The following is a 25,609-nucleotide window of genomic DNA, read 5'->3' as shown; positions in this document are numbered from 1 at the left end:
GAAAGCGCCTCGTAAGTGCGTCAGCCGCGCGCGACGTGGAGATCGCGGGGCAGCTCGGATAGGATCTCCGGACCAGTTTCACGCAGGATCACGATTTCTTCGAGCCGGATGCCGAAACGGCCGGGCAGATAGATGCCGGGCTCGATCGAGAAGACCATGCCTTCGTCGAGAACGGTTTCGGATGTGGACGTGATGTAGGGCGGCTCGTGGATATCGATCCCGAGGCCGTGCCCGGTGCGGTGGACGAAGTACTCGCCGTAGCCCGCCGCAGTGATCACGTCGCGCGCCGCAGCGTCGATCTCGCGGGCGCGAACGCCGGGCTTCGCCGCCGCAAGCGCCGCCTGCACGGCCCTTTCGACGATCGCGTGGATTTCGACATAGCCCTCCGGCGGTCGACCGACCACTGCCATCCGCGTCATGTCGCTCGGGAAACCATCCTTGCGGCCGCCGATGTCGATCACGACAGCGTCGCCATCCGCGATCACCCGATCGCTGGTGGCATGGTGAGGGAACGCGCCGTTAGGGCCGGCCCCGACGATCCAGAAGGCGGCTTCGGCACCTTCGGACGAAAAATGGGCGCGGATTTCCGCGGCAAGCTCTTCCTCGGTCATACCGACGCGGACCGTCGCGAAGGCCTTCTGCATCGCGCGGTCATTGATGGCGGCGTTCATCTTCAGCGCTTCGTATTCGCCGCCGTCCTTGCGCATCCTGAGCGCGCCGAGGGTGGTTTCGGTGAAGATGCGGCCGGTCTCCTTCGGCAGGGCGTCGAGCAGCAGCAGCGCGAAATCAGCTCGCATGGTCTCGTCGAGTACGACCGAGCCGGGTGCTTCCGCTCCGATCGCGGCAAGCGCTTGCTGCAATGCGGCCCGGGGGCCGTCGGCGTCGGACCAGTTGAAAAAGGTGATGTCGGTATGCTCGCGGCTTCCCTCCGCGTTGAGGGCGGGCATCAGGAAGGCTTGCTGCTGGGGCGCGATCAGTAGCAGGCAGGGCCGCTCGTCGGGATGCGGATGAAAGCCGAGGATCCAGTCCATATGCGATCCCGGGGCGATGGCAACGAGGCCGGTCCCGGTCTCCTTCATCTTCGCCCGCAGCGCTGCGAGGCGAATGTCGGTGCGTTTGCTCATGTCAAAATCGTCCTGTCATTGGATTTGCGGCGCCGGGCGCGCGATGGCGCCAGGCGGTTAGCTCTTGCTGGCAAGGGCAGGATCAGGCGAGCGCCTGAAGTATCCTCACCCAGGAACGAATGCCCTTATGAAAGGAATTCAATTCGTATTTCTCGTTCGGAGAATGGATACGGTCGTCGCTGAGGCCGAATCCGACCAGCAACGATTCCATGCCGAGCAGCTTCTGGAAGTCGCCGACGATCGGGATCGATCCGCCCATTCCGATAATGACGGCGGGTTTCGGCCATTCCGCCGAAAGCGCGTCCTTGGCCTTGTTCAGAAGCACCGAATCGTAGGGCAGCTGGATCGCCGGCGAGCCGCCATGCGGGTGGAATTCCACCGAGCAGTCGGCCGGTATCTTCGAGCGCACATAGGCGCGGAAGCTTTCGCGGATCAGAGCCGGATCCTGCTTGCCGACGAGGCGGAAGGACACCTTGGCCGAAGCCTTGGCCGCGATGACAGTCTTGAAACCTTCGCCGGTATAGCCGCCGACGATGCCGTTCACCTCCGCGGTCGGGCGCGCCCAGGTGAGTTCCAGCACCGAGCGGCCCTTTTCGCCCGACGGGACGGAAAGGCCGATCTCGCCCAAGAATTTCTCGGTGGTGGCACCGAGCTTGTCCCATGTCGCGCGGATATCCGCCGGCACCTCTTCGACGCCGTGGTAGAAGCCGGGCAAGGTCACCGTGCCGGTCGCATCGTGCAGTCCGGCGAGAATATCGGAGAGAATATGGATCGGGTTTGCGGCAGCGCCGCCGAACATGCCCGAATGCAGGTCGCGATCGGCAGCCGTGATGACGATCTCTTCGCCGACGAGGCCGCGCAGCCCAGCGGCGATCGCCGGCGTTTCCGGGTCCCACATGCCGGTATCGCAGACGAGCGCGAAATCGGCCTTGAGCTCGTCGGCATGGGCCTTAAGGAATGGCTTTAACGACGGAGAGCCGGACTCTTCCTCGCCTTCGAACAGGATGGTGATGCGGCATGGGAGCGCCCCTGTCGTCTCCTTGTACGCGCGGCAGGCCTCGACGAAAGTCATCAACTGCCCCTTGTCGTCGGAAGTGCCGCGGCCGGTGATGATCTTGCGGCCGCTGTCGCCCGTCTTGACGGCCGGCGCGAACGGATCGTTTTCCCAGAGCTCGATCGGATCGACTGGCTGCACATCGTAGTGCCCGTAGAAAAGGAGATTGGGCGCGTTGGGGCTCGCGCCGTCGTGATGGGCAACCACCATGGGGTGGCCGGACGTGTCTCGCACCGATGCCGTAAAGCCGATGGAGCTCAGGTAGGCGACCAGCCAATCTGCCGCCTTGCGGACGTCCGCCTTGAATGCCGGATCCGTCGAAATCGACTTGATCCGTAGCAGCTCGAACAATTTGTCGAGGCTTGAGGGGAGGTTTTCGTCCGCGCGGGAAAGCACCCGCGAAATGTCAGTCATATCCTGCTCCTTTCAATTTCGGGGCGGACGATAGACCAAAGTTTTCACGGTTTCGAGGCGGGGCGTGGGGAAATTTTACCCATGCCGGAAACGTGAACGGCGGACCCGTTGGGCCTAGAGCCGTTTGGCGTTTTCGAGGATGCGGCGGATATATTCGAAAAGCAGCTCGCGTTCGAAGGCGCGAAAGCCCTTGAACAGATCCTGGTCGGCAGCAATCGCCGCTTCGACGGCCTCCGCCTGCATCGCCGATGCCTTGGGCGTCAGGAAGATTAGCTGCGCGCGCTTGTCATGCGGGTGCGGCCGACGTTCGATCAGGCCATCGCGCTCCATGCGTGCAAGCGTATTGGCCATGGTCGCCTGTTCGATATCGACGCGCTCGAGGAGCTGCTTCTGGGTGAGCCCGTCCTCGGACCATAGTTCGACGAGGATCGGAAACTGACCGGGCGAAAAACCGAGCCCCGCCGCGCGCTGCTGCAGCGAGCGCGTAAAACCCTTGGCCAGCTGACTGGCAAGGTATGCCGCAGAGTCCATCCGGTTGTAGCCCATGAGTGTCAAATATGCCCAATATCGCGGCAAAACAATGAATAAATCGCAGGCGATTTAAGTCACGGGCAGGATGAGGGCCGTTTGCGGTTCTCGATGTCATGGGAAGAGAAAAGCCGCCATGGTTTGGAGGTGGGACCATGGCGGCTTGAAATGGGGACAAAGGCCCGGAGAGGGGGATAAGGCCTTTGTCCAAGCCTGACGTGGCGGGGACAGGCCGTCGTCAGACCCTCGGCGTGATCATCGCCGGTATTCTAGAAATGTGGTCGCGAATCCGGTTTTTCAAGGGAATGGGCCCACCTGATCAATTACAATTTAGTAACGTTTCAGTGAGTGATCGCATGCTCGCGGAGATAAGGTGACACCGAAGGCGGGTATGGACGTTGACGGGACGGCGCGTTATCCATGCTCCCCATGAAAAAAGGTGATCATCTCTTTCTCGTCGACGGTTCGGGTTTTATCTTCCGTGCCTTTCACGCCCTGCCGCCGCTGACGCGCAAGTCCGATGGGCTGCCGGTCGGCGCCGTGTCCGGCTTCTGCAATATGCTCTGGAAGCTTTTGACGTCGGCGCGCGACACGTCCGTCGGCGTCACTCCGACGCATTTCGCCGTCATCTTCGACTATTCCTCGAAGACTTTCCGGAAAGATATCTACGACGCCTACAAGGCGAACCGGTCGGCGCCACCTGAAGAGCTGATCCCGCAGTTCGGCCTCATTCGTCAGGCGACGCGCGCCTTCAATCTGCCCTGCATCGAGACCGAGGGCTACGAAGCGGACGATATCATAGCCACCTATGCAAGGCAGGCCGAAGCCGTTGGTGCGGACGTCACCATCGTTTCGTCCGACAAGGATCTGATGCAACTCGTGACGGCCTCGGTCGCCATGTACGACAGCATGAAGGACAAGCAGATCGGCATCGCCGATGTCATCGAGAAATGGGGCGTGCCGCCGGAAAAGATGATCGACCTGCAGGCAATGACCGGCGACAGCGTCGACAACGTTCCCGGTATTCCCGGCATCGGCCCGAAAACGGCGGTCCAGCTCATCGAGGAATTCGGCGATCTGGACACGCTGCTTCAGCGCGCCGGCGAGATCAAGCAGCAGAAGCGCCGCGAAACGATCATCGCCAACGCCGACATGGCGCGCCTTTCGCGCGAATTGGTGACGCTCAAGACCGACGTCCCGCTGGATCTGCCACTCGACGCGCTCGTCCTTGAAAAACAGAACGGCCCGCTGCTGATCGGCTTCTTGAAGGCGATGGAATTCACTTCGCTGACGCGCCGCGTTGCCGAGGCCTGCGATTGCGATGCTTCCACCATCGAGGCCGTCAGCGTGAAGGTGGAGTGGGGAAATGCCGCGCATGGTCCCGACCTCGACACCGGCGAGGCGGGGACGCTCGTGGCGGGAGCGGCGGCTGAGCCGGCAGGCCCGACGGTCGCCGTTCCCAACGAAAAGAAGTTCCGTCCTCCGGGTGTGGATACCGCCGAGCCGGGCGAGCTCGTCAAGGCGCGTTCCTCCTATTTCACATCCGCGGCGATCGACCACTCCGGTTATGTGACGATCCGTGATGTCGAAACCCTGGATCGTTGGCTCAACGCAGCGCGCGAAACCGGCCTCGTTGCCTTCGACACCGAGACAACGTCGCTCGATGCCATGCAGGCCGAACTCGTCGGTATCTCGCTCGCGATCGCCGACAATGTGGATAACCCGTCGGGCACGTCCATCCGCGCCGCTTACGTGCCGCTCGGCCACAAGACGGGCGTCGGTGATCTCCTCGGCGGTGGGCTGGCGGAGAACCAGATCCCAATGCGCGAGGCGCTGCCGCGGCTGAAGGCGCTGCTCGAGGATGCCTCTATCCTGAAGGTCGCGCAGAACCTCAAATACGACTACCTCGTCATGAAGCGGCACGGCATCGAGATCCGAAGCTTCGACGATACGATGCTGATGTCCTACGTGCTCGACGGCGGAGCGAACAACGGCCACGGCATGGACGGACTGTCGGAAAAGTGGTTGGGCCACACGCCGATCGCCTACAAGGACGTGGCCGGCAGCGGCAAGGCGAACGTCTCGTTCGATCTCGTCGATATCCAGCGCGCGACCGACTATGCCGCCGAAGACGCCGATGTGACGTTGCGCCTCTGGATGGTTCTGAAGCCGCGCCTTGCAGCCGCGGGCCTGACAAGTGTCTATGAGCGGCTGGAGCGTCCGCTGGTGGCTGTCCTCGCCAGCATGGAGGCGAGAGGCATCACCGTCGATCGTCAGATCCTTTCGCGGCTTTCAGGCGAACTGGCGCAAGGTGCCGCCGGACTGGAGGACGAGATCTATCGGCTTGCCGGCGAGCGCTTCAACATCGGCTCGCCCAAGCAGTTGGGCGATATCCTCTTCGGCAAGATGAGGCTTTCGGGCGGCAGCAAGACGAAGACCGGCCAATGGTCGACTTCGGCGAGCGTGCTTGAAGATCTGGCGGTTGCCGGCTTCGAGCTGCCCCGCAAGATCGTCGACTGGCGCCAGCTGACGAAACTCAAGTCGACCTATACGGACGCGCTGCCCGGCTACGTGCATCCCGAGACGAAGCGGGTTCATACATCCTATGCGATGGCGGCGACCTCGACCGGGCGTCTTTCCTCCTCGGAGCCGAACCTGCAGAACATTCCGGTGCGCACGGCCGAGGGCCGCAAGATCCGCACCGCCTTTATCTCGACGCCCGGCCACAGGCTGGTCTCCGCGGACTATAGCCAGATCGAGCTCAGGGTTCTCGCGCATGTCGCGGAAATTCCGCAACTCAAGCAGGCGTTTTCGGACGGCATCGACATTCACGCCATGACGGCATCCGAAATGTTCGGCGTGCCCGTCGAGGGGATGCCCGGAGAAGTTCGCCGGCGCGCCAAGGCGATCAATTTCGGCATCATCTACGGTATCTCCGCTTTCGGTCTTGCCAACCAGCTGTCGATCGAGCGGTCGGAGGCGGGGGACTACATCAGGAAGTATTTTGAGCGCTTCCCCGGCATCCGCGACTACATGGAAGGCGCCAAGGTGACGGCGCGCGACAAGGGCTATGTCGAGACGATCTTCGGTCGCCGCGTCCATTATCCGGAAATCCGCTCGTCCAACCCATCGGTGCGGGCGTTCAACGAGCGCGCCGCGATCAACGCACCCATACAGGGCTCCGCCGCCGACGTCATTCGCCGCGCCATGGTCAAGATGGAGCCGGCGCTTGCCAAGGCCGGGCTCAGCGAGCGCGTGCGCATGCTCTTGCAGGTGCACGACGAACTGATCTTCGAGGTGGAGGACGCCGACGTCGAAAGCGCCGTACCCATCATCGTCTCTGTCATGGAGAACGCGGCCATGCCGGCGGTTTCGATGCGGGTGCCGTTGAAGGTCGATGCGCGGGCAGCGAACAACTGGGATGAGGCGCACTGAGTACGTGCCGTCGCTGTTGGATTGACAGAGCTTAGCCGACCGGTGGCAACAGTGCCCCCAGAACGGCGATGATCTTTTCTCCGGCGTCTTCGACGGTGCCGCTGTTGTCGATATCGGCGACGTCGAACGCACCTTCGACGGTCAACGAGGCGCGGGAAAGACGCTGCATGATATCTTCGCTGGTCTCACGGCCACGTGCCGCCAGCCGGACGGCGAGTACATCGCGGCGAGCCGTTACGTTGACGACCTTCAGGCGTGGAAATGCATCCCGGAAACGGGAAAGCGCCGAGCGCGAACCGTTGGCGATGACGAGATGGCCGCCGCGTAGCCGCTCGAATACCTCGGTGGGAATGCCGTAGCGAAGTCCGTGGGCATTCCACCAGACGGCAAAGGCGCCGGCCTCTTGCATCGCGTCGAAATCCGCTTCGGAAACGCTGTCGTGATCCTCACTGGCGGCGTCCGGCGCACGCGTGATGATGCGGCGGACGAAATGGACGTCGGGCCTGCCTACGAAATGGCTGGCCGCCAACGCCATCAGCGTGTCCTTGCCGGCGCCGCTCGGGCCGACGACGGCGACCATCGTGCCGCCTTTAGCGAGCGCGTCCGCGTCGGCGGGCTGCGAGGATGCGAAAGGCGCCGTCATGCGACGCGACGGCCTTCGCGCCAGACGGAGCGGGTAACCGGCACGCCTTCGTCGCGACGCACGCGCACGAGATCGGCGCGCAGGCCTGCCGCGATCCGGCCGCGATCGTCAAGGCTGACGGTGCGCGCCGGCGTTGCCGTGACCATGGCGAGCGCCTTCGGCAGCGAAATGCCTTCGACCTCGTCCGCCAGGATGAAGGGCGCATGCAACAGGCTGAGCGGAACGTAATCGGACGACAAGACGTCGAGCACGCCCGCCTCGGCGAGATCGCGGGCCGCGATGTTGCCGGAATGCGACTTGCCGCGCACGATGTTCGGCGCGCCCATCAACACGCTCATACCGGCGCCGTGCGAAGCTCTCGCCGCTTCGAAGCTGGTCGGGAACTCGGCGAGGCGCACACCGTAGGCGATCGCCTCGTCGACATGCGCAAGCGTTGCGTCGTCGTGGCTTGCGATGGTGATGCCGCGCGCGGCGCAAACCTTGGAGATCGCGTCGCGGTGCGGCTTGGCAAAGCGGGCCGACAGCTCCTTGCGTTGAGCGACGAAGCGCGCGAAGGCCTCGTCACTCAAGCCGCGCTTCGTTTGATAGTAGAGGGTATACTGCTCCATCGTCTGGAACTGGCGCTGGCCGGGCGCATGGTCCATCAGCGACACAAGCTTCACATGCGGATCGTTGCGGAAATCCTCGAAGTGCTGCAGCACGTTGTCGGAGGCAACCTCGCAACGCAGGTGAATGAGGTGATCGGCGCGCAACCGGTCTTCGCGCTGCGCCGCCTGAATGGCATCGGCCATGTCGCGCATTTCGCCATGCTCGAAACCGCCATCTTCGTCGGAGCCCATACGAAGGCAGTCGAAGACGGTGGTGATGCCGGAGGTCACGACCTGCGCGTCATGGGCCTGGATTGCCGCGGTTTTGTGCCAGCGGACGCCGGGACGCGGCGAATAGTGCGATTCCAGGTGATCGGTGTGAAGTTCGACCAGCCCCGGGATCAGATAGTCACCCTCCATGTCCTCGCCAACGGTCGAGCGGCCCTCGGAAATATCCGCAATCCGACCGTCGCGAATAAGCACCGAGCCGGAAAGAATATCGTCTTCAAGGACGATGCGGGCGTTCGAGAGGACGGTTTCCTTGGTCATGGCATTGTCTTTCAGCTTTGGGCGCCGGCAAGCGGCAGCCAGGAATGAACGGTAAAGGGGCCGCCGCGCTCGCGCTCGACGAAAACGGCAATGCTTGCAATCGCAAGCGGCCGGCCGATGTGTGCGGAAAAGCGCTCGCGCAGCAGATCGCGAACGGCGGGCTGCCGCTCTCGGCCGACCGGGCCGGTCAGCGTCATGTGAAAACGAAACTCGTCCATCACATAAGGGTAGCCCCAGCGCAGAAGATTGGCACGCTCGGCCGCGCTCAATCCCTCCGGCTTTCTCCGCGCGGCATCCGCTTCGGAGAGGGCGGCGCGGAAGGGTTCGAACGACCTGACCACCTTGGCGGCGAATTCCTGCAGCGGCGGATGGAGCGATCCGGGAACAAGCGCGAAGAAATGACCGAGTTCTCCCAGCACGAGCTCCGGAAGTTCGAAGGCCGGCATACGCCTCGCGAAGTCCGAGACGGTGTCGATGAGGTCGTTCTCGGTCACGGACGCAGCGAGCTCGAATGGCGCCTTCAGCGTCGCATGAAAACCGTAGCGGCGCGGATCGGCGGTCAGGTTCGCGTGGTCCTCGGCGCTGAACGGCCCGGCCTCGGGCGTGGCGTGCGCTTCGCCGGAGAATGCGTCGCGGCCCAGCCACTGGGCGGCGAGATCGGTCAGTGCATCGTGCCTCGGCGGCGTGAAATAGAGAGCGTAACGCAAGGGAATATCCTTGGAGATCGAGGTGAGCGGCCACTGTTCCTTGATTTGCCGGCAAACCGCAAGACAGGCTCGGCGCTATAGCATTTCGATGACAGAATGATGATGGGGGCACGGCTCCCCGGCATCATTCTCAGCGACCGGTTCTCGTCCCCATCAGCCGATGGCGCAGCGCGTTGGAAGCGGCGTCGAAAAGGAAGACGACGAGCAGGATCAGCAGCACCATATAGGCGACGTTCTGCCAGTTCGCGTTGGTGCGCATCGCTTCCCAGAGCTTGAGGCCGATACCGCCCGCGCCAACGGCGCCAATGATCGTCGCGCCGCGCACGTTCGATTCCCACTGGTAGAGCGTCTGGCTGACGAACACCGGTACGATCTGCGGCATAATGCCGTAGCGATGCACGAGCGTGGTCGGGGCACCCGTGGATTTCACGCCTTCGCGCGGCTTGTTGTCGATGTTTTCAAGACCTTCGGCGTAAAGTTTGCCGAGCGTTCCGGTCTCCGTCAGGAAAATGGCACCCGAGCCCGCAAGCGGTCCCGGGCCGAAGGCACGGGTAAGGAAGAGCGCCCAGATCAGCATGTCGACCGAGCGCAGAAAGTCGAAGAAGCGCTTCAGCAGCTGGTTGACCAGCCGGTTCGGCGTGATGTTTCGGGCCGCCACGAAGGCCAGCGGGAACGCCACGAGCGCGCCGAGCAGCGTTCCGAGGAAGGCCATGACGATGGTCTGGAAGAGCTTGGTCCAAACGTCGCCATGCTGCCAGGCATTGTTGTGCCATATGTTGTCCAGCGCCAGCGAAAGATTGGATTGCTCCGGCTTGATGCGCGGCCCGGAGACGATCAGGCTGACGACCTCGGCGGCCGGCTTGCCGAAGAACGGCGACTGCGTATCGAAGATGAAGTTCGGCCATCCGAGGAAGCGCTTGCGCACCTTGACGCGGTCGGCCGAGATGCTGACGTCACCCGAAAATCCCATGTCGGCGACAATATTGTCCTCGTGAACGGTGACCCAGGAGGGCGTGGCGCCCTCAACCCGCGGAACCTCGCCGCCGATGTCGATAGGGACGGTTGCGCCATGCGCCGTCAGAATGACCTGCTTGCCCGATATCTCGACCTGGCGGCTTGGACCGCTGACCGACACTTCGATGCTGCCGTCGGGACGATTGGCGATCCAGTCGGGATGGGGATCGTTGCCGAGCGGCGAAAAGCGCGGATAGTGGACCTGAATGCCACCGTCCTTGATGCGGAATTCTGGCTGGACGTCGTAGCTCACCCATTGCGTGAGGTAGATGCCGAAACGCTCCCAGTGTGCTTCGGCCACCAGCTTCGGCAGGTTGAAGAACCACGTCGCGTAGATGCAATACAAGAGCACGCCGATAACGATCATCAGGCCGCCGAAGCGCTGTTTGAACGAGCGCCGAAACAATTCCGGATAGCGGTCCTCGATCTCTTGCAGTCGGGTGGCGGACAATACCGTCATGAGAGCCTCAGTGCTGAATAAGGAAAGCGTGGTCGCCGACGAGCTTGCGCCGGATCCAGGCGGATAGATGGTCGACAGCGACGATGGTGATGAAGAGCAGCCCGACGAGGGCGACGGTCTTTGCGCCGAAACCACGCGAAATCGAAAGCTTGAGCTCTTCGCCGATACCGCCGCCCCCGACTGCGCCGATAATGGTGGAGGCGCGCACATTGATTTCGACGCGCAGCAACACATAGGACATCATGTTCGGCAAAACCTGCGGCAATGCGGCGAACCGGACGCGCTCGATCCAACTGCCGCCAGCGGCGCGAATTCCCTCGTCGGGTCTCATGTCGATGTTCTCGATCACTTCGTAGAACAGTTTTCCGAGCGCGCCGATCGAATGCAGACCGACCGCCATGATCGCGGCCACTGGGCCGATGGACAGAACGGCCGCGAAGAGGCCGGCGATGACGATTTCCGGGAAGGCGCGCAAAAGCTCCATCACGCGCTTGAGGCAGACGCGCAGCGCATTCGACGGAGCGAGATTGCGCGCGACCAGAAAACTGAGCGGCAAGGCGAAAAGGAAACCGATGATGGTCGAGAGAAGGGCGATATTGATCGTGATGATCATCAGTTCGAAATATTCGGGAATATAGAAGCTGCCCCAGACATAAACACGTCCTTGGGCGAAGTTATATTCCTCGCCGGTCGCCTTGTTGGGGCTCGCAATATCGAACAGCGCGCGCCACACGTCATTCCAGTCTTTCGGGACGAGCCAGCTCAAAAAATCAAAAAGGTGAGGGAGGCGATCGAAAAAGTGGCCGGCATTGCTTTCGTCGGCAAAGCGCACCGAGCTGACAAAGGCCGCGAGCAAAATTACGAGGCCGAGGACCGTGTAGAAACGGCGCCGGGCCGCCAGCTTTTCCCAGGCCGTTACGATCTCGCCCGTGCTCTGCATCTGCACTTGTGTATCGGCAATAGTCATCCGTGCCGCCCTTTATCAAGAAAAAGGCGGCCGTAGCCGGCCGCCCCAGAGGTCGATGAAACGATCAGCCGCCGATCGCTGCCTTGCGGGCGTCGATGATGGCCTGGTAGAACTCCGGCTTGACCGGAACGTAGCCCTTGAAGTCGCCGCCTTCGACGGCGTTGAAGCACTGGGCGTCCTTCTGCGGCAGGGCCGTGAAGAAGCTGGCGAGCTTCGTCTGCCATTCTTCGCCGAGTTCGGTGCGAACGACCAGCGGGCCGTTCGGGATCAGCGGCGAGCGCCAGACTTCGACGAGCTTGTTCGGGTCGACCGAGCCCTTGGCAACGACTTTGTGGAAGGTGCCGGAGGTGAAGCCGTCCTTGAAGTCGCCGAGGCCGGAGGAGTCGTCGACAGCGATGTCGACCTTGCCGTCATAGGCGGCAAGCAGGTTGTTCTCGTGACCGCCGTTGAACTGGGTCTTGGCGAAGAACTGCTCGTTCGGAACGCCGGTGTCCCTCGGGATCTGCGTCAGCGGGATCAGGTAGCCGGAGGTGGAGTCCGGATCGGCATAGCCAAGCGTCTTACCCTTGGCGTCCTTGATGGACTTGATGCCGGAGGACTTCAGCGCCAGGCCGATCGAGTAGTAGCCGGTCGAACCGTCGGTCTGTTGCGTGGTCAGGATCGGGGTGACGGCCTTCGGGTCCTTGATGTAGGTGGCCGCATAGCCGGAAGAGCCGAGTTCCGCGAAGTCGAGCGTGCCGCCCAGCAGGCCCTGGATGACGCCGTCATAGTCGGCGGCCGGGAAGAGCGAAACCTTCTCAAAGCCGAATTCCTGCTTCAGGTGATCGGCAAGGCAAGCGAAGTTGCGCAGGCGATCGGCTTCATTTTCTCCGCCGAGAATGCCGATGCGGAATTCCTTGAGGTCTGCGGCAGCGGCACCGCCGGCAAGCGCCAGAAGCGCTGTTGCGGCAAGTAGGGTCTTCTTCAACATGAATAGTCTCCTGATTGGCCGGGGCTTCCGGCGTTTCTTCGAGTGCAAGAGTGTGCCCTTGACGCGGGCCTTCGATCCCGGCTGACTCCGATCAGAGCCCGGCCAGCGCCAGCGGTTGCAGGCCGGCGGATGCGTTTTCCGCGGCAGGCGCGGGGAGGTTGGCGGGGTTGATGCTGGTGGAGGTCATGCCCTCGTTGATGCCGGCGCCATCCTTGTCGGTTCCGTAGATCGCATTGACCACATCCGCGGTCAGATCCGACGGCGGGCCGTCAAAGACGACGCGGCCGCCCGCCATGCCGATGATCCGTTCGCAATAGCTGCGGGCGGTGTCCAGCGTGTGCAGGTTTGTGACGACGGTGATGCCATTGCGTTCGTTGATGTCGCGCAGCGCGTCCATGACGATCTTGGCGTTCAGAGGATCGAGCGATGCGATCGGCTCGTCGGCGAGCATCATCTTGGGATCCTGCATCAGGGCGCGGGCGATGGCCACGCGTTGCTGCTGCCCGCCAGACAGGGTGCCGGCAGGCTGAAGCGCTGTCTGTTCGATACCCAGCCTCTCCAATGCGGCGATCGCCTCGATGCGCTCCTCGCGGGTAAAGATGTTGAGAAGGCTCAGTCCAGTGGAACGATGATTGAGGCGCCCAAGGAGAACGTTGGTGAGCACGTCGAGGCGTGGCACCAGATTGAATTGCTGGAAGATCATCGCGCAGTCGCGGTGCCAGTTGCGCCGGCCAGCGCCACGCAGCGCGGAAACCGCAACGCCGTTAAAATGGATGGAACCGGAGGTCGGATCGGCAAGGCGGTTGATCATGCGTAGCAGCGTCGACTTGCCCGCACCGGAGCGGCCGATGATGCCGACCATCTGGCCCTGCGGAATGCTTAAGCTGACGGAATCGACCGCGAGTTTGTTTCCAAAGCGGCGTGATACGTTCTTCAGCTCGAACATGATGCTGTCCCCTTCAAGGTTGCATCGCTCCTTTCTCGTCCTGACGGTCGGTCAGGCAAGAGAACAGAGCACGGTAAGACGGACGCGTGCGGGCACGAGAAATCGACGCCCGGCGGCTGTAGGCGCGTGCACTCGATATGAGGCTACGCATTAGCCTCGGTTCATGAATGCCCGATGTCAGATTTGTGTAACTGCTGTTACAAAGGCTCATCCATTGGGATGACCTGCATTGCTCGTGTCAGCCGCCGTGGCGGACGAGGAATTCCTCGGCAGATAAGGCCCGGAAATCGTCGAGGGCGGTGCGCAGGCGCGCATGGTCCCAATCCCACCATGCAAGCCTGTCCATTCGCTCGCCGACGGCCCGGGTGAAGCGCTCGCGGATCAGCTTTGCCGGCACCCCGCCGACGATTGCATAGGGCGCTACATCCTTCGACACGACGGCACCGGCACCGATCACCGCCCCATTGCCGACGGTCACGCCGGGCAGCACCGTGGCGCCGTGCCCGATCCAGACGTCATGGCCGATGACAACGCGATGGTCGCGCCGCCAGGTGAAGAAGTCGGTCTCCATATCGGCATCCGGCCAGTAGTCGGCGGCGCGATAAGTGAAGTGGTGCAGCGTCGCCCGCCAGGTCGGATGGTTGGTGGCGTTGATGCGCACGGCTGCCGCGATGTTCACGAACTTGCCGATGGTGGCACACCAGATCGCTCCGTCCTGCATGACGTATGAATAGTCGCCAAGCTCGACTTCCTCGATGCGGCAGCGCTCGGAAACTTCCGTGTAGCGACCGAGCGTCGAGTTCTTGACGCTGGCCGTCTCATGGAGATAGGGCGTCGTTTCGGAGAGTTTGCGGCTCATGCGGCGGCCTTTCGCGGCGAGAATTTGCTGACGTCGAGGATGCGGTCGCCGACGGCCTCGCGCACTTCCTCGTCATGAAAGATGCCCAGCAACGCAACGCCCTGGCGCTTCTTTTCCTCGATCATGTCGATAACGACCCGGCGGTTGACTGCATCGAGCGAGGCGGTCGGCTCGTCGAGGAGGAGGATCGCGTGGTCGGTGATGAAGCCGCGCGCAATGTTGACGCGCTGCTGCTCGCCGCCGGAGAAGGTCGCGGGCGGCAGCTGCCACAGTTCCCGCGGCAGGTTGAGCTTCTTCAGGAGTTCGGCTGCGCGCTCGCGCGCGGATGCGGCATTCTCGCCGCGGGCAACGAGCGGTTCGGCGACGACGTCAAGTGCCGCCACGCGCGGAACTGTCCGCAAGAATTGGCTGACGTACCCAAGCGTTTCGCGACGTACGTCGATGACTGTTCGCGGATCGGCGGAGGCGAGATCGACGATCCGCTGCTGGTGGGCGATCAGGATCTGGCCGCCATCGACGGCGTAGTTGCCGTAGATCATCTTGAGCAGCGAGCTCTTGCCGATGCCGGACGGGCCGCCGAGCACGACGCATTCGCCGCTGGCGACGGAAAAGGAAACGTCGGCGACGACAGGCAGGCGGATGCCGTCGCGCAGATGCATGGTGAAGCTCTTGGAGACTTCGGAGACGACGAGGGGCGTTGCCATGATTTCCTCCGGGGTCAAACTTGCAGGATCGAGGAGACGAGGAGCTGCGTATAGGGCTCGCGAGGGTCGTCGAGGACACGGTCGGTCAGGCCTTGTTCGATCACCTGGCCGTCCTTCATCACCATCATGCGGTGGGACAGCAGGCGCGCAACCGCGAGATCGTGCGTGACGATAATCGCCGAAAGGCCAAGGTCGTGCACGAGGCCGCGCACGAGGTCGAGCAGGCGCGCCTGCACCGACACATCCAGCCCGCCGGTCGGCTCGTCCATAAAGACGAGGCGCGGGCCGGTAACCAGATTGCGGGCGATCTGCAGGCGTTGGCGCATGCCGCCCGAGAAGGCACGGGGCTGGTCGTCGACGCGGTCGGCGTCGATCTCGACCCGCTCCAGCCAGTCGATCGCGGTGGCGCGGATGTTGCCGTAGTGCCGGTTGCCGACGGCCATCAGCCGTTCGCCGACGTTGGCACCCGCCGATACCGTCATGCGCAAGCCGTCGGCCGGGTTCTGGTGCACGAAGCCCCAGTCCGTGCGCATCAGGAAGCGGCGTTCCGCCTCGCTCATGCGGAAGAGTTCGCGATAGGTGCGGTCGCGCATGTGGTATTCGACGCTGCCTGTGGTGGGCAGCAGCCGCGTCGAGATGCAGTTGAGCAGCGTCGTCTTGCCGGAGCCGCTTTCTCCGACGATTGCCAGAACTTCGCCGGGCCAGAGATCAAAGGAAACGTCACGGCATCCGGTACGTCCGCCGTAATATTTCGAGATGTCCTTGACCTTGAGGAGTGGTGTCGTGCTCATTCGGCAGCCTCCGTCGCCAGCATGGCCCCAACATGCCCCTTTGCGCGGCGGCCTTCGCAGTGGTCGGTATCGGAGCAGACGAACATGCGTCCGCCCCGGTCGTCGAGGATGACCTCGTCGAGATAGACATCTTCAGCGCCGCAGAGCGCACAGGGCTTGTCGAAGCGCTGCACTTCGAAGGGATGGTCCTCGAAGTCGAGGCTGACGACCTCGGTATAGGGCGGGACTGCGTAGATGCGTTTTTCGCGGCCCGCGCCGAAAAGCTGCAGAGCGTCCGAAAGATGCATTTTCGGATTGTCGAACTTCGGCGTCGGCGAGGGGTCCATGACGTAACGGCCAGCCACCTTCACCGGATAGGCATAGGTCGTCGCGATGCGGCCGTTGCGGGCGATGTCCTCGTAGAGCTTCACATGCATCAGTCCGTATTCCTCGAGCGCATGCATCTTGCGGGTCTCGGTCTCGCGCGGTTCGAGGAAGCGCAGCGGTTCCGGTATCGGCACCTGATAGACCAGCACCTGGTTGTCGTTGAGCGTCGCTTCCGGAATGCGGTGACGCGTCTGGATGATGGTGGCGTCGGCGGTGTGGGTGGTGACGGCGACGTTGGCGACCTTCTGGAAGAAGGCCCGGATCGAGACCGCGTTCGTGGTGTCGTCGGCGCCCTGGTCGATAACCTTCAGCACGTCGTGCGGCCCGATGATGGCGGCCGTCACCTGGACGCCGCCGGTTCCCCAGCCGTAGGGCATCGGCATTTCGCGCGATGCGAACGGCACCTGATAGCCGGGAATGGCGATAGCCTTCAGGATGGCGCGGCGGATCATCCGCTTCGTCTGTTCGTCGAGATAGGCGAAGTTGTAAGTTGCAAGCTCGGTCATTCGGCTGCCTCCGTGATTGCGTCGTTGCCGTCGCGAGACGTCTCGTAGTCGCGGCGCATGCGGCGAACCAGATCGAGTTCGGCCTGGAAGTCGACGTAGTGCGGCAACTTCAGATGCTCGACGAAACCGGTCGACTGCACGCTGTCGGAATGGGAAATGACGAATTCCTCATCCTGCGCCGGCGCGGTGATGTCCTCACCGAATTCGCTGGCGCGCAGCGCCCGGTCGACCAGCGACATCGACATCGCCTTGCGTTCGCTCTGGCCGAAGACGAGGCCATAGCCGCGGGTAAACTGCGGCGGTGCCTTGGCCGAGCCCTTGAACTGATTGATCATCTGGCATTCCGTCACCTGGATCGCCCCGAGCGAGACGGCAAAACCGAGTTCCGGCACATCGAGTTCGACTTCGACCTCGCCGATACGGATCTCGCCGGTGAAAGGGTGAGTGCGGCCGTAACCGCGTTGGGTCGAATAGCCGAGCGCCAGCAGAAACCCTTCGTCGCCGCGCGCGAGCGCCTGCAGGCGCAGGTCCCGCGTCATCGGAAACTCTACCGGTTCGCGCGTCAGGTCGCCGACCTCGTGATCGAGAGACAACTGCCCGTCGCCTTCGATCAGTCCTTCTTCGGCGAGAATCTCCGAAACACGCAGCACGCGTTCCGCTTCCGCCGGCCGGCGTGCGGCTTCGTCGACCGGGGCATCCGTCATCAGCGACGGATCGAGCAGGCGATGGGTATAGTCGAAGGTAGGCCCGAGAAGCTGGCCGCCCGGCAGATCCTTGTAGGTCGCCGAAATGCGGCGCTCGATCTTCATCGCGCCTGTGTCGAGCGGTCGGGAATAGCCGAAACGCGGCAGCGTCGTGCGATAGGCACGCAGAAGAAAGATCGCCTCGATCATGTCTCCGCGCGACTGGCGGACGGCAAGGGCGGCAAGCGCACGGTCGTAGAGCGAGGCTTCGGCCATGACGCGGTCGACGGCGAGCGTCAGTTGCGCGACGATCTGCTCACTGGCGATCGCCGGCAGCGAACGGTCGCCGCGGCGGCGATCGGCCAGCAGGCGGTGGGCGTTGGCGATGGCGGCTTCACCGCCTTTGACGGCAACATACATCGTCAGATCTCCGTTTCGATGATCTTGGTCGTCCGCGGCAGGCACATGAAATCCGCGCCTGCCGTGAGCACGAGGTCGACGCCTCGCGGGAAGAGTGCGCGATTGTCGTTCCAAAGGCGGACCACGTTGTCGGCGAGACCCGAGGGAGCGATCGTCCGTATGCCCTTGATCCCGGGGCCTGAGAGCACGAGTTCCGCGCCCCCGACGAGAGACTCGATCTCCATGACCAGCGTGGTTGAGCGATCGGGATACTCCTGCGTCCCGACGGAGAACTGGCCAAGCGAGGAAAGCGTCATGCCGGCTTCCAGAAATGCAAAGCGCGCCTCGTCCCGGTTCTTGATGACCGGGCAACCCGTGTGGAAGCCGAGCCAGGCAGGCGCTGCCGAATTGGATAGGCCGGAAGACAGCCAGACCTGCGTGTCCGGGTCGCAAAGCGTCAGCGCGATCGCGCCTTGCGCGACGCCAAGCGGCATCGGCGGCGCGACATCCGCATCGACCGTCTTCAGCGTGCCGGGCCGCGCCATCGCGTCCATCAGCATCTTGAATACGCTTTGGGCTTGGAACACCGGCTCGGCAAAGCCGCCGGTCAGAGCTTCGGTGGCATGGATCATCAATCTTCTCCGCGAACCATAGTGAAGAAATCGACACGCGTTGCGGCCGTCTCGTCCGCTTGCTTTCGCTCGGCGGCGGCCATCCTGTCGTCGATCGGCGTCAGCAACGTGGTTTCGACGAAGTCCTTCGTGGCGCGCTCCTGCCAGAGGGCGTCGAAGGTTGCGGCGAGCCGCGCCCGCTCGCGGTCGGTGCCGAGCGCATGCGTGTGGCCGATTGCGCCGGTGGGGAGCCGCACGGTAGCGCGCGTGACTGTCACTTCGCCGAGATTGAAGGGCGAGCCGCCGCCGCCTATGCGGCCGCGCACCATGACGAGGCCTGTCTCTGGACCGCGCACCGGCTGGGTCTCCGGCTTTTTCGCAAGCGCAGCCCAGGCAGCATCGAGTTCTTCGCGCGTTGCCCGTGCCAGGAGATCGGCGACGCGCTTGCGCGCCCGGCGCTCAAGCGCCGCGAGTTCCTGCCTTTGTGCTGAATTCATTGCATCATCCCCGAAATGTCTATTGATATAGACAACTATACAAGATAATGCTTATCCATAAGCAGCATGCGTGACAAGCATGTGACGGGATGAAAACAAATGGCGGCGCAGAAACAGGTACAGCGGCAGACGGGCGTGGCTCTGTGGCGGCAGATTGCCGATCGCATCCGCGCTTCGATCAATCACGGCGATTTCGACGATACCGGCATGGTCCCGCCGGAGACCGCGCTCGCGCTGCAGTTCGGCGTCAACCGGCATACGGTGCGCAGCGCGCTGGCGGCTCTTGGGCAGGAGGGCATCGTGCGCGCCGTGCAGGGGCGAGGGACGCTGATCGAACGCAAGGAAAGGCTGAATTTCCCGATTGCGAAACGGACGCGGTTTTCGCAAGGGATCGGCGACCAGGCTCGGGAAACGCGCGGCGTCCTGCTCGGCGCCTCGAACGAGCGCGCTGACGCAGAAGTCGCCCGTCGCCTCGGCCTTCCCGAGGGAACTGCCGTCACTCGCCTGGAAACGCGCGGCGATGCGGATCAGCGGCCGGTCTCGCGCGCGACGAGCTGGTTTCCGGCCGATCGCTTCGCGGGCATCGAAGAGGTCTATCGCCGGATCGGGTCGATTACCAAGGCGTTTCGAGAACTGGGGCTCGCCGACTACGTCCGATCCACCACCGAGATCACCGCCGCCCACGCCGACACGGCCGATCTCGGCGATCTGGAGCTTTCACCGGGTGCCATCGTACTGGTGACGCGGGCATTGAACGTCGATTTGGACGGTCTGCCGGTACAGTACTCCCTCACCCGCTTTGCGGCCGACAGGGTTCAGTTCACCGTGGAGAATTGACCGTCGTTCCAATGCGCCCGGTCAAGCGCCGATACGGCCGATCTCGGCGATCTGGAGCTTTCACCGGGTGCCATCGTACTGGTGACGCGGGCATTGAACGTCGATTTGGACGGTCTGCCGGTGCAGTACTCCATCACCCGCTTTGCCGCCGACAGGGTTCAGTTCACGGTGGAGAATTGACCGTCGTTCCCATGCGCCCGGTCAAGCGCCGGCGCGGATAGCTAGGTCGTCTTGAATTTCGTTCAGCATCGGCTTAATTTGACCATATATGGTCATTTTAGGAGGTCGTGATGTCGACGGTAAGCGTGAAGGATGCCAAGTCTGGATTTGCCGCCTTGGTCGATGAGGCGGCAAACGGTGGGTTTGTCACAGTGACCCGCCACGGAAAGCCTGCGGCCGTGCTTGTCTCGGTCGAGGCCGCCGAGGCGGCGCGCAAGGCACTCAACAAGCCTCAGCCGAATTTCGGTAAATTCCTGCTGACCTTTCCCGGTGGCATCGAGTTTGAACGCAATCCCTCGAAAATGAGGGATATTGAGCTTTGATGGGGTATCTGCTCGACACCAACATCATCTCGAAGCTTGCGCCCGGCAAAGCGCCGCCGTCCGAAGCGGGGCGGGCATGGTTTCACGAGCAAGGCGAAGCCGGAACGCTTTTCCTGTCCGCCTTGTCCATAGCCGAAATCGAAAGGGGCGCGCGCAGCCTTTACCGACGGGGCGGGATCGAACGCGCCAAACGCCTGTATGTCTGGCTCGACACGATTGTTTCCTCGTTCGGCGATCGAATCCTGGGAATGGATAGCGTCGTCGCCCGGATCGTGGGGGCGCTGGAAGACGAGGCGGAAAGCAAAGGCCGTCATCCCGGGTTGGGCGATGTGATCATCGCCGCGACCGCGCGCGCCTATGATCTGACAGTGATCACCGAAAATGTGCGGCATTTCAAACCGCTGGACGTGTCCGTCGAATTTCCGGCCGCTTTGCGGCCGGAATAGCAAGCCGCAAAGCGCAAGACCGCGCCTCAATGCGCTCCCGACATGTCCCCCAGCACTTCCTTTGAGGCAACCGTGGAATCGGCGTTGAGCTTGTAGACCATGGGCACGCCGGTCGCGAGGTTGAGCGCGAGGATCTGCTCCTTGGTCAGACGGTCGAGGACCATGACCAGCGAGCGCAGCGAATTGCCGTGGGCGGCAACCAAGACCTTCTCCCCTCGCAATACACGCGGAAGGATCTCGGTGAGGTAGTAGGGCCAGACGCGGGCGCCGGTGTCGCGCAGGCTTTCGCCGCCCGGCGGCGGAACGTCGTAGGAGCGGCGCCAGATATGCACCTGTTCCTCGCCCCACTTGGCGCGGGCGTCGTCCTTGTTGAGCCCGGAGAGGTCGCCGTAGTCGCGTTCGTTGAGCGCCTGGTCGCGGATAGTCTGAAGGTTCGGCTGGCCGACATTCTCAAGCACGATGTCGCAGGTGTCCTGGGCGCGCTTCAGCACGGACGTAAACGCGATGTCGAACTTGATGCCGTAGTCTGCGAGCGCCGTGCCGCCGGCATTGGCTTCCTCGACGCCGAGTGGGGTCAGGTCGGGGTCTTTCCAGCCCGTGAACAGGTTCTTCAAATTCCAGTCGCTCTGGCCGTGGCGGACGAGGACGAGGGTGCCGGTCATGAACTGTGCCTCCGAAATGGGATCAATGCGAAGAAAGCCCGAGTACGTCGAGCATGGAGTAAAGGCCGGGCTTCTTGTCCCGGGCCCAGAGTGCGGCCTTTATGGCGCCGCGCGCAAAGAGAGAGCGGTCACCAGCCGAATGAGACAGCGTCACGCGCTCGCCTTCGCCGGCAAAGATCACCGAATGATCACCGACCACCGAACCGCCGCGCAGCGTCGCAAAGCCGATGGTGCCCAAAGGCCGCGCACCGGTATGGCCGTCGCGGGCGCGCACCGAATGGTCGCGAAGATTGATGCCACGGCCCTTGGCCGCCGCCTGCCCGAGCAGCAGCGCCGTGCCAGATGGAGCGTCGACCTTGTGCCTGTGGTGCATTTCGAGGACTTCGATGTCCCAATCGTCCTGCGCCAGCGCTCGCGCAGCCTGTTCGACCAGAACCCCCAACAAGTTGACACCGAGGCCCATATTGCCCGACTTGACGATGCGGGCGTGGCGGGCGGCCGCCTCGATCTTTGCCTCGTCGTCCTCAGAGCATCCCGTCGTGCCGATGATGTGAACGATGCGCGCCTGTGCGGCCAGGCCGGCGAAGGCGACGGTGGTCGCCGGCGCGGTGAAGTCGATGACGCCGTCGGCATGCAGGAATGCGGAAAGCGGATCGCTGGAAATGGCAACGCCGATCGGTCCGAGCCCGGCGATCTCGCCCGCATCCTTGCCGATGAAGGGCGAGCCCTCGCGCCCGACCGCCGCGTGCAGCGTGACGCCTTCCATGGACGGGATCATGCGGATCAGCGTCTGGCCCATGCGACCGGCCGCGCCAACCACCACCAGCTTCATCGCTCCGTCGCTCATCTCGATCGTTCCTGCCCGGCGCCTTACTTGCGGCTGCTGCCGACCGCGGCGGGTCGTTGCAGATTGTTGAGGCGAGCGTAGAGGCCGTCGCTGGCGACCGCAAGGGTCTCATGATTGCCTTGCTCGACCACGCGACCCTGCTGCATGACCACGATCTTCTCGGCGCGCACGACCGTCGACAGGCGGTGGGCGATGACGACGACGGTGCGGCCGCTCATGGCTTCGTCCAGCGCCTTCTGCACGGCTGCCTCGGACTCTGTGTCGAGCGCCGAGGTGGCCTCGTCGAGAAGGAGGATCGGTGCGTTGCGGACCAGGGCGCGGGCGATCGAAAGACGCTGGCGCTGACCGCCTGAGAGCGTCACGCCGTTTTCGCCGACGGCCGTCTCGTAGCCCTGCGGCTGGGCGAGGATGAAATCATGCGCGTAGGCGAGCTTGGCGGCCTCCTCCACCTCTATGTCGGTGGCTTCCGGGCGACCGTAGCGGATGTTGTCGCGGATCGTGCCTTCGAAGAGATAGGGCTGTTGCGAGACATAGGCGAGGTGCAGACGCAGCGAGCGCTTGGTGATGTGGCGGATGTCCTGGCCGTCGATCAGGATCTCACCTTCGGATGGATCGTAGAAACGGGGGATCAGATTGATGACCGTGGATTTGCCGGCACCCGAGGGGCCGACCAAAGCGGTCGTTTCGCCGCCTTCGGCGACGAAATTGACCTTGTTCAGAACGGCGTCACCATTGGCGTAGCTGAAGGACACGTCGCGAAATTCGATCCTCGCCTTGGTGACCACGAGATCGGTGGCGTCGGGCAAGTCGCGCTGGCGCGGTTCCATGTCCAGAAGTTCGTAGATCATTTTCGCGTTGACGACGGCACGCTCCAACTGAACCTGAAGCTTGGCAAGGCGCCGGGCCGGGTCGTATGCCAGCAGCAGCGACACGATGAAAGAAAAGACTGCGCCCGGCGGCACGTTGTCGTAGATCGTGCGATAGGCGGCGTAGGCGAATATGCTGGCGACCGCGATGCCGGCAACGCTTTCGATCAGCGGTCCATTGCGTTCGGATATGCGGGCTATGCGGTTCTGCTGGCGTTCGGCGCCTGCGATCAGGTCGTCGATCTTGCTCTCAAGCTCGCGTTCCATCGTAAAGGCCTTGACGATGGAAACCCCCTGAATGGTCTCCTGCATCGCGCCAAGAATGCGGCTGTTGAGAATGACCGCGTCGCGCGTCACGGAGCGCAGACGTTTGGAGATATGGCGCAGCGCAAGAAACACCGGCGGCGCGACGACAAAGAAAATAAGGCTGAGCATGGGGTCCTGGAGGACCATGTTGCCAAGCAGGAAGACGAAAGTCAGGAGATCGCGCGCCGACGAGGTGATGACGAGGTTCATGACGTCGCGGATGCCCGTGACATTCTGGCTGATCTGCGAGGCGATCTGGGCCGAACGGGCTTCGTTGAAGAAGCCGACCGACAGGGTCATCAAATGCGCATAGAGCCGCCGCTGGTAGCGCGCAATAATGTCGTTGCCGATCTTGGACAGGATGACGGATTGAAAATAGCCGGCAAAACCGCGGACCACGAAGGCGGCCAGGATCGCCCCGCAGATAAACCAGAGCGTTTCGGCGCGACGCTCGACGAAGGCGCCGTCGATGATCGGCTTCATGATATAAGCGATGGCCGCGGTCGACAGTGCGACCAGCACCAAGCAGATAATGGCGACGCTGTATCCCCATACGTGGTCCCGGCCGTTCTCCGCGATGATCCGCTTCAAAATGCCTGCAACCGTATCGCTGTTGACCGCGCGGTGTTTGCTTCTAGCAGGGTTCAAAAATCAAGCTTCCTGTCTCAATTGACGTCAGCGGCCGCAAGAGCCGGGCGGCTTTCCGGTCTATAGCCAGTCGAGACGGCTTTGACTATAGCATTGCCTTGGCGCGCGCTGTTTCGAGTGCGGCTCAGCGCCGCCAACGCCGCCCCTCCGTGGAGACGCCGAAATTCCCGGGCATGCGGGCATAGGCCGAGAGGCCCGCAAGCGCCGCCAGCGGGTGCGTTACCACGTAGGTCGGGATCGACCGCAACATCGCGGCATGCGGGGCCTTGTCCTCGAAGGCTGCACGAAATTCCGGCTTCTGGAGCGCGGGCAAGATTTTCTGCGGAATACCGCCCGACAGATAGACGCCGCCACGTGCCATGAAGATCATCGCGATGTCGCCGGCGACACGGCCGAGATAGGTGGCAAACAGCGACAAGGTCTCGGCGGCGGCTTTGTCCGCGCCTGCAAGCCCCGCCGTGGTGATGTCGGCCGGTTCCTTCAGTGAGGGTTCGATGCCGTCCGCGGTGCAGATCGCGTGGTAGAGATACTGGATACCGCGGCCGCACAGCACCTGCTCAGCCGAAATGCGGCCGTCGAGCGGCACGAGATGGGGCCAGATCTGGAGGTCGCGCGCCGAGCGCGGGCCGAGATCGATATGGCCGCCCTCGCCGGGCACGGGCATCCAGGCACGCTGTGCGTGGACAAGGCCGGCAACCCCAAGGCCAGTCCCCGGGCCGAGCACCGCACGCGAGGCCGTGATCGTATCGCGCGCAGGGCCGATCGGCTCACGATGCTCGTCGGAGATGGCCGCAATCGCCAGCGCCTGCGCCTCGAAATCGTTGATGACGAGCACATCCTCCAGTCCGAGACCACTGATCATGACATTCGGCCGGACCACCCAGTCGCAGTTCGTCAGGGGAATGTCGTCGCCGCGGATCGGTCCGGCAATGGCAAGGATTGCCGAGCGGGGCTGTACCGACGTCTTGTCGAGGACTGCCTGCTGGATCGCTTCGTCGATCGTCGCGAAGTCGGCAGTGCGCACGTTCGGGAAACGCGTCGGCTCCGCATAGGCATCGACCAATATGGAGAAGCGCGCGTTCGTACCGCCGATGTCGCCGATCAGAATGGGGAAGGCAAGTGGAGCTTCGCTATAAGACATGGCCGGATCCGTGGTCTGCCGCCGGCAAGGCGGATTAGTCGTTGAGTGTCTTGATCAGGCGCTCGGCGGTTGCCTCATTGAGCGCCATGGGAATGTCGTAAACAATTGCGAGCCGCATCAACGCCTTTACGTCGACATCATGCGGCATCGGCGTCAGCGGGTCGACAAAGAAAATGAGCGCGTCCGCTTCTCCCGTCGCGATCATCGCGCCGATCTGCTGATCCCCGCCAAGAGGCCCGCTTTTCAGCCGTGTGACGTCGAGATCCGGCACTGCATCGAGAACCCGGCCGCCGGTCGTCCCTGTTGCAACGATCCGCCACCTCGCCAAGACGTGGCGATTGCGTCGGGCAAAGTCGGCCATGGCCTCTTTTTTCTGGTCGTGCGCGATCAGTGCGATGCATTTACCGCCGGCCATGAAAATCTGAACTCCGCCCGGTGTTTAAATCGATTTGACAGGTTTCTATACCAAGAGGCAGCCGATTGAAAGGCGGGTTTGGAGT

At 63.0% G+C, this 25,609-nt stretch carries 26 protein-coding genes and 1 pseudogene; 5 read left to right on the top strand and 22 right to left on the bottom strand.

Annotation, left to right across the window (positions count from 1 at the left end; translation table 11 throughout):
* Positions 1-20: 20 nt before the first annotated feature.
* From AB4048_RS11715 to AB4048_RS11705, 3 genes are all read right to left on the bottom strand, one after another.
* Positions 21-1,124: a M24 family metallopeptidase gene (locus AB4048_RS11715; RefSeq protein ID WP_442202126.1), complete on the bottom strand. Its 1,104-nt coding sequence runs from the start codon at positions 1,122-1,124 to the stop codon at positions 21-23.
* Between the two features lie 82 nt (positions 1,125-1,206).
* Positions 1,207-2,592, bottom strand: coding sequence for a M20/M25/M40 family metallo-hydrolase (locus AB4048_RS11710; protein ID WP_442202125.1), 1,386 nt, complete (start codon positions 2,590-2,592; stop codon positions 1,207-1,209).
* A 114-nt stretch (positions 2,593-2,706) separates the two neighbouring features.
* Positions 2,707-3,123 carry a MarR family winged helix-turn-helix transcriptional regulator gene (locus AB4048_RS11705; RefSeq protein WP_442202124.1) on the bottom strand — a complete coding sequence of 139 codons (417 nt, stop codon included), beginning with the start codon at positions 3,121-3,123 and terminating at the stop codon, positions 2,707-2,709.
* Between the two features lie 426 nt (positions 3,124-3,549).
* On the opposite strand from AB4048_RS11705, the gene polA reads away from it, so the two are divergent.
* Positions 3,550-6,555, top strand: a complete 3,006-nt coding sequence (gene polA / locus AB4048_RS11700) for a DNA polymerase I (protein ID WP_442202162.1) — start codon at positions 3,550-3,552, stop codon at positions 6,553-6,555.
* A 31-nt stretch (positions 6,556-6,586) separates the two neighbouring features.
* Here the strand turns inward: polA and phnN are convergent, their stop codons facing one another.
* The 14 genes from phnN to phnG form a co-directional block, all read right to left on the bottom strand.
* The gene (gene phnN / locus AB4048_RS11695; RefSeq protein WP_442202123.1) at positions 6,587-7,198 is read right to left on the bottom strand and encodes a phosphonate metabolism protein/1,5-bisphosphokinase (PRPP-forming) PhnN; all 612 of its coding nucleotides are present in this window, start codon (positions 7,196-7,198) and stop codon (positions 6,587-6,589) included.
* On the bottom strand, positions 7,195-8,334 hold the full coding sequence (locus AB4048_RS11690) for an alpha-D-ribose 1-methylphosphonate 5-triphosphate diphosphatase (RefSeq protein ID WP_442202122.1): 1,140 nt from the start codon (positions 8,332-8,334) through the stop codon (positions 7,195-7,197). Before AB4048_RS11690 ends, phnN begins: the two co-directional genes overlap by 4 nt.
* Positions 8,335-8,345: 11 nt before the next feature.
* Complete coding sequence (locus AB4048_RS11685) at positions 8,346-9,041, bottom strand: DUF1045 domain-containing protein (RefSeq protein WP_442202121.1); 696 nt, start codon at positions 9,039-9,041, stop codon at positions 8,346-8,348.
* 130 nt (positions 9,042-9,171) lie between these two features.
* Positions 9,172-10,515: a phosphonate ABC transporter, permease protein PhnE gene (gene phnE / locus AB4048_RS11680; RefSeq protein ID WP_442202120.1), complete on the bottom strand. Its 1,344-nt coding sequence runs from the start codon at positions 10,513-10,515 to the stop codon at positions 9,172-9,174.
* Positions 10,516-10,522: 7 nt separating this feature from the next.
* Complete coding sequence (gene phnE, locus AB4048_RS11675; protein WP_442202119.1) at positions 10,523-11,482, bottom strand: phosphonate ABC transporter, permease protein PhnE; 960 nt, start codon at positions 11,480-11,482, stop codon at positions 10,523-10,525.
* A 64-nt stretch (positions 11,483-11,546) separates the two neighbouring features.
* The gene (phnD, locus tag AB4048_RS11670; RefSeq protein WP_442202118.1) at positions 11,547-12,452 is read right to left on the bottom strand and encodes a phosphonate ABC transporter substrate-binding protein; all 906 of its coding nucleotides are present in this window, start codon (positions 12,450-12,452) and stop codon (positions 11,547-11,549) included.
* Between the two features lie 91 nt (positions 12,453-12,543).
* The gene (gene phnC / locus AB4048_RS11665; RefSeq protein ID WP_442202117.1) at positions 12,544-13,398 is read right to left on the bottom strand and encodes a phosphonate ABC transporter ATP-binding protein; all 855 of its coding nucleotides are present in this window, start codon (positions 13,396-13,398) and stop codon (positions 12,544-12,546) included.
* Positions 13,399-13,636: 238 nt separating this feature from the next.
* A complete protein-coding gene (locus AB4048_RS11660) occupies positions 13,637-14,257 on the bottom strand; it encodes a DapH/DapD/GlmU-related protein (protein ID WP_442202116.1) in 621 nt (206 codons plus the stop codon).
* The gene (gene phnL, locus AB4048_RS11655) at positions 14,254-14,961 is read right to left on the bottom strand and encodes a phosphonate C-P lyase system protein PhnL (RefSeq protein WP_442202115.1); all 708 of its coding nucleotides are present in this window, start codon (positions 14,959-14,961) and stop codon (positions 14,254-14,256) included. The genes AB4048_RS11660 and phnL overlap by 4 nt, the downstream gene beginning before the upstream one ends.
* Before the next feature lie 14 nt (positions 14,962-14,975).
* A complete protein-coding gene (gene phnK / locus AB4048_RS11650) occupies positions 14,976-15,752 on the bottom strand; it encodes a phosphonate C-P lyase system protein PhnK (protein ID WP_442202114.1) in 777 nt (258 codons plus the stop codon).
* A complete protein-coding gene (locus AB4048_RS11645; protein WP_442202113.1) occupies positions 15,749-16,624 on the bottom strand; it encodes an alpha-D-ribose 1-methylphosphonate 5-phosphate C-P-lyase PhnJ in 876 nt (291 codons plus the stop codon). The genes phnK and AB4048_RS11645 overlap by 4 nt, the downstream gene beginning before the upstream one ends.
* Positions 16,621-17,727: a carbon-phosphorus lyase complex subunit PhnI gene (locus tag AB4048_RS11640; RefSeq protein WP_442202112.1), complete on the bottom strand. Its 1,107-nt coding sequence runs from the start codon at positions 17,725-17,727 to the stop codon at positions 16,621-16,623. The genes AB4048_RS11645 and AB4048_RS11640 overlap by 4 nt, the downstream gene beginning before the upstream one ends.
* 2 nt (positions 17,728-17,729) lie before the next feature.
* A complete protein-coding gene (phnH, locus tag AB4048_RS11635) occupies positions 17,730-18,338 on the bottom strand; it encodes a phosphonate C-P lyase system protein PhnH (RefSeq protein WP_442202111.1) in 609 nt (202 codons plus the stop codon).
* Complete coding sequence (gene phnG / locus AB4048_RS11630; RefSeq protein WP_442202110.1) at positions 18,338-18,814, bottom strand: phosphonate C-P lyase system protein PhnG; 477 nt, start codon at positions 18,812-18,814, stop codon at positions 18,338-18,340. The genes phnH and phnG overlap by 1 nt, the downstream gene beginning before the upstream one ends.
* A gap of 99 nt (positions 18,815-18,913) precedes the next feature.
* Between phnG and phnF the strand changes: the two genes are divergently transcribed.
* The 4 genes and pseudogenes from phnF (at position 18,914) to AB4048_RS11610 (ending at position 20,639) form a co-directional block, all read left to right on the top strand.
* The gene (gene phnF, locus AB4048_RS11625) at positions 18,914-19,651 is read left to right on the top strand and encodes a phosphonate metabolism transcriptional regulator PhnF (RefSeq protein WP_442202109.1); all 738 of its coding nucleotides are present in this window, start codon (positions 18,914-18,916) and stop codon (positions 19,649-19,651) included.
* Positions 19,652-19,690: 39 nt separating this feature from the next.
* Positions 19,691-19,831, top strand: a pseudogene (locus AB4048_RS11620) (UTRA domain-containing protein); the annotation flags it as partial.
* A gap of 110 nt (positions 19,832-19,941) precedes the next feature.
* Positions 19,942-20,193: a type II toxin-antitoxin system Phd/YefM family antitoxin gene (locus AB4048_RS11615; RefSeq protein ID WP_442202108.1), complete on the top strand. Its 252-nt coding sequence runs from the start codon at positions 19,942-19,944 to the stop codon at positions 20,191-20,193.
* Positions 20,190-20,639: a type II toxin-antitoxin system VapC family toxin gene (locus tag AB4048_RS11610; protein ID WP_442202107.1), complete on the top strand. Its 450-nt coding sequence runs from the start codon at positions 20,190-20,192 to the stop codon at positions 20,637-20,639. Before AB4048_RS11615 ends, AB4048_RS11610 begins: the two co-directional genes overlap by 4 nt.
* A gap of 26 nt (positions 20,640-20,665) precedes the next feature.
* Here the strand turns inward: AB4048_RS11610 and AB4048_RS11605 are convergent, their stop codons facing one another.
* The 5 genes from AB4048_RS11605 to AB4048_RS11585 all read right to left on the bottom strand — a co-directional run bounded on the left by AB4048_RS11605 (position 20,666) and on the right by AB4048_RS11585 (position 25,524).
* Positions 20,666-21,301 (bottom strand): 2,3-bisphosphoglycerate-dependent phosphoglycerate mutase, encoded by a 636-nt coding sequence (locus AB4048_RS11605; protein WP_442202106.1) that lies wholly within the window; start codon positions 21,299-21,301, stop codon positions 20,666-20,668.
* Positions 21,302-21,323: 22 nt separating this feature from the next.
* Positions 21,324-22,148, bottom strand: coding sequence for a 4-hydroxy-tetrahydrodipicolinate reductase (gene dapB / locus AB4048_RS11600; RefSeq protein WP_442202105.1), 825 nt, complete (start codon positions 22,146-22,148; stop codon positions 21,324-21,326).
* A 23-nt stretch (positions 22,149-22,171) separates the two neighbouring features.
* Complete coding sequence (locus AB4048_RS11595) at positions 22,172-23,968, bottom strand: ABC transporter ATP-binding protein (RefSeq protein ID WP_442202104.1); 1,797 nt, start codon at positions 23,966-23,968, stop codon at positions 22,172-22,174.
* Between the two features lie 124 nt (positions 23,969-24,092).
* Entirely contained in the window at positions 24,093-25,109 is a 1,017-nt protein-coding gene (locus AB4048_RS11590; protein ID WP_442202103.1) for a glucokinase, read from the bottom strand.
* Between the two features lie 34 nt (positions 25,110-25,143).
* Positions 25,144-25,524 (bottom strand): methylglyoxal synthase, encoded by a 381-nt coding sequence (locus tag AB4048_RS11585; RefSeq protein WP_442202102.1) that lies wholly within the window; start codon positions 25,522-25,524, stop codon positions 25,144-25,146.
* Positions 25,525-25,609 lie beyond the last annotated feature (85 nt).

It is taken from the genome of Rhizobium sp. RAF56 (assembly GCF_052113965.1).
In the GTDB taxonomy this organism is placed as follows: Bacteria; Pseudomonadota; Alphaproteobacteria; order Rhizobiales; family Rhizobiaceae; genus Rhizobium.
The sequence above is the reverse complement of the archived record's forward strand: the minus strand, read 5'-3'. Positions and strand labels throughout refer to the sequence as shown.

Coding starts and splice junctions, on each gene's coding strand:
- AB4048_RS11715 (WP_442202126.1), bottom strand. CDS start 1,124: ATGAGCAAACGCACCGACATTCGCCTCGCAGCGCTGCGGGCGAAGATG.
- AB4048_RS11710 (WP_442202125.1), bottom strand. CDS start 2,592: ATGACTGACATTTCGCGGGTGCTTTCCCGCGCGGACGAAAACCTCCCC.
- AB4048_RS11705 (WP_442202124.1), bottom strand. CDS start 3,123: ATGGACTCTGCGGCATACCTTGCCAGTCAGCTGGCCAAGGGTTTTACG.
- polA (WP_442202162.1), top strand. CDS start 3,550: ATGAAAAAAGGTGATCATCTCTTTCTCGTCGACGGTTCGGGTTTTATC.
- phnN (WP_442202123.1), bottom strand. CDS start 7,198: ATGACGGCGCCTTTCGCATCCTCGCAGCCCGCCGACGCGGACGCGCTC.
- AB4048_RS11690 (WP_442202122.1), bottom strand. CDS start 8,334: ATGACCAAGGAAACCGTCCTCTCGAACGCCCGCATCGTCCTTGAAGAC.
- phnE (WP_442202120.1), bottom strand. CDS start 10,515: ATGACGGTATTGTCCGCCACCCGACTGCAAGAGATCGAGGACCGCTAT.
- phnE (WP_442202119.1), bottom strand. CDS start 11,482: ATGACTATTGCCGATACACAAGTGCAGATGCAGAGCACGGGCGAGATC.
- phnD (WP_442202118.1), bottom strand. CDS start 12,452: ATGTTGAAGAAGACCCTACTTGCCGCAACAGCGCTTCTGGCGCTTGCC.
- phnC (WP_442202117.1), bottom strand. CDS start 13,398: ATGTTCGAGCTGAAGAACGTATCACGCCGCTTTGGAAACAAACTCGCG.
- AB4048_RS11660 (WP_442202116.1), bottom strand. CDS start 14,257: ATGAGCCGCAAACTCTCCGAAACGACGCCCTATCTCCATGAGACGGCC.
- phnL (WP_442202115.1), bottom strand. CDS start 14,961: ATGGCAACGCCCCTCGTCGTCTCCGAAGTCTCCAAGAGCTTCACCATG.
- phnK (WP_442202114.1), bottom strand. CDS start 15,752: ATGAGCACGACACCACTCCTCAAGGTCAAGGACATCTCGAAATATTAC.
- AB4048_RS11645 (WP_442202113.1), bottom strand. CDS start 16,624: ATGACCGAGCTTGCAACTTACAACTTCGCCTATCTCGACGAACAGACG.
- AB4048_RS11640 (WP_442202112.1), bottom strand. CDS start 17,727: ATGTATGTTGCCGTCAAAGGCGGTGAAGCCGCCATCGCCAACGCCCAC.
- phnH (WP_442202111.1), bottom strand. CDS start 18,338: ATGATCCATGCCACCGAAGCTCTGACCGGCGGCTTTGCCGAGCCGGTG.
- phnG (WP_442202110.1), bottom strand. CDS start 18,814: ATGAATTCAGCACAAAGGCAGGAACTCGCGGCGCTTGAGCGCCGGGCG.
- phnF (WP_442202109.1), top strand. CDS start 18,914: ATGGCGGCGCAGAAACAGGTACAGCGGCAGACGGGCGTGGCTCTGTGG.
- AB4048_RS11615 (WP_442202108.1), top strand. CDS start 19,942: ATGTCGACGGTAAGCGTGAAGGATGCCAAGTCTGGATTTGCCGCCTTG.
- AB4048_RS11605 (WP_442202106.1), bottom strand. CDS start 21,301: ATGACCGGCACCCTCGTCCTCGTCCGCCACGGCCAGAGCGACTGGAAT.
- dapB (WP_442202105.1), bottom strand. CDS start 22,148: ATGAGCGACGGAGCGATGAAGCTGGTGGTGGTTGGCGCGGCCGGTCGC.
- AB4048_RS11590 (WP_442202103.1), bottom strand. CDS start 25,109: ATGTCTTATAGCGAAGCTCCACTTGCCTTCCCCATTCTGATCGGCGAC.
- AB4048_RS11585 (WP_442202102.1), bottom strand. CDS start 25,524: ATGGCCGGCGGTAAATGCATCGCACTGATCGCGCACGACCAGAAAAAA.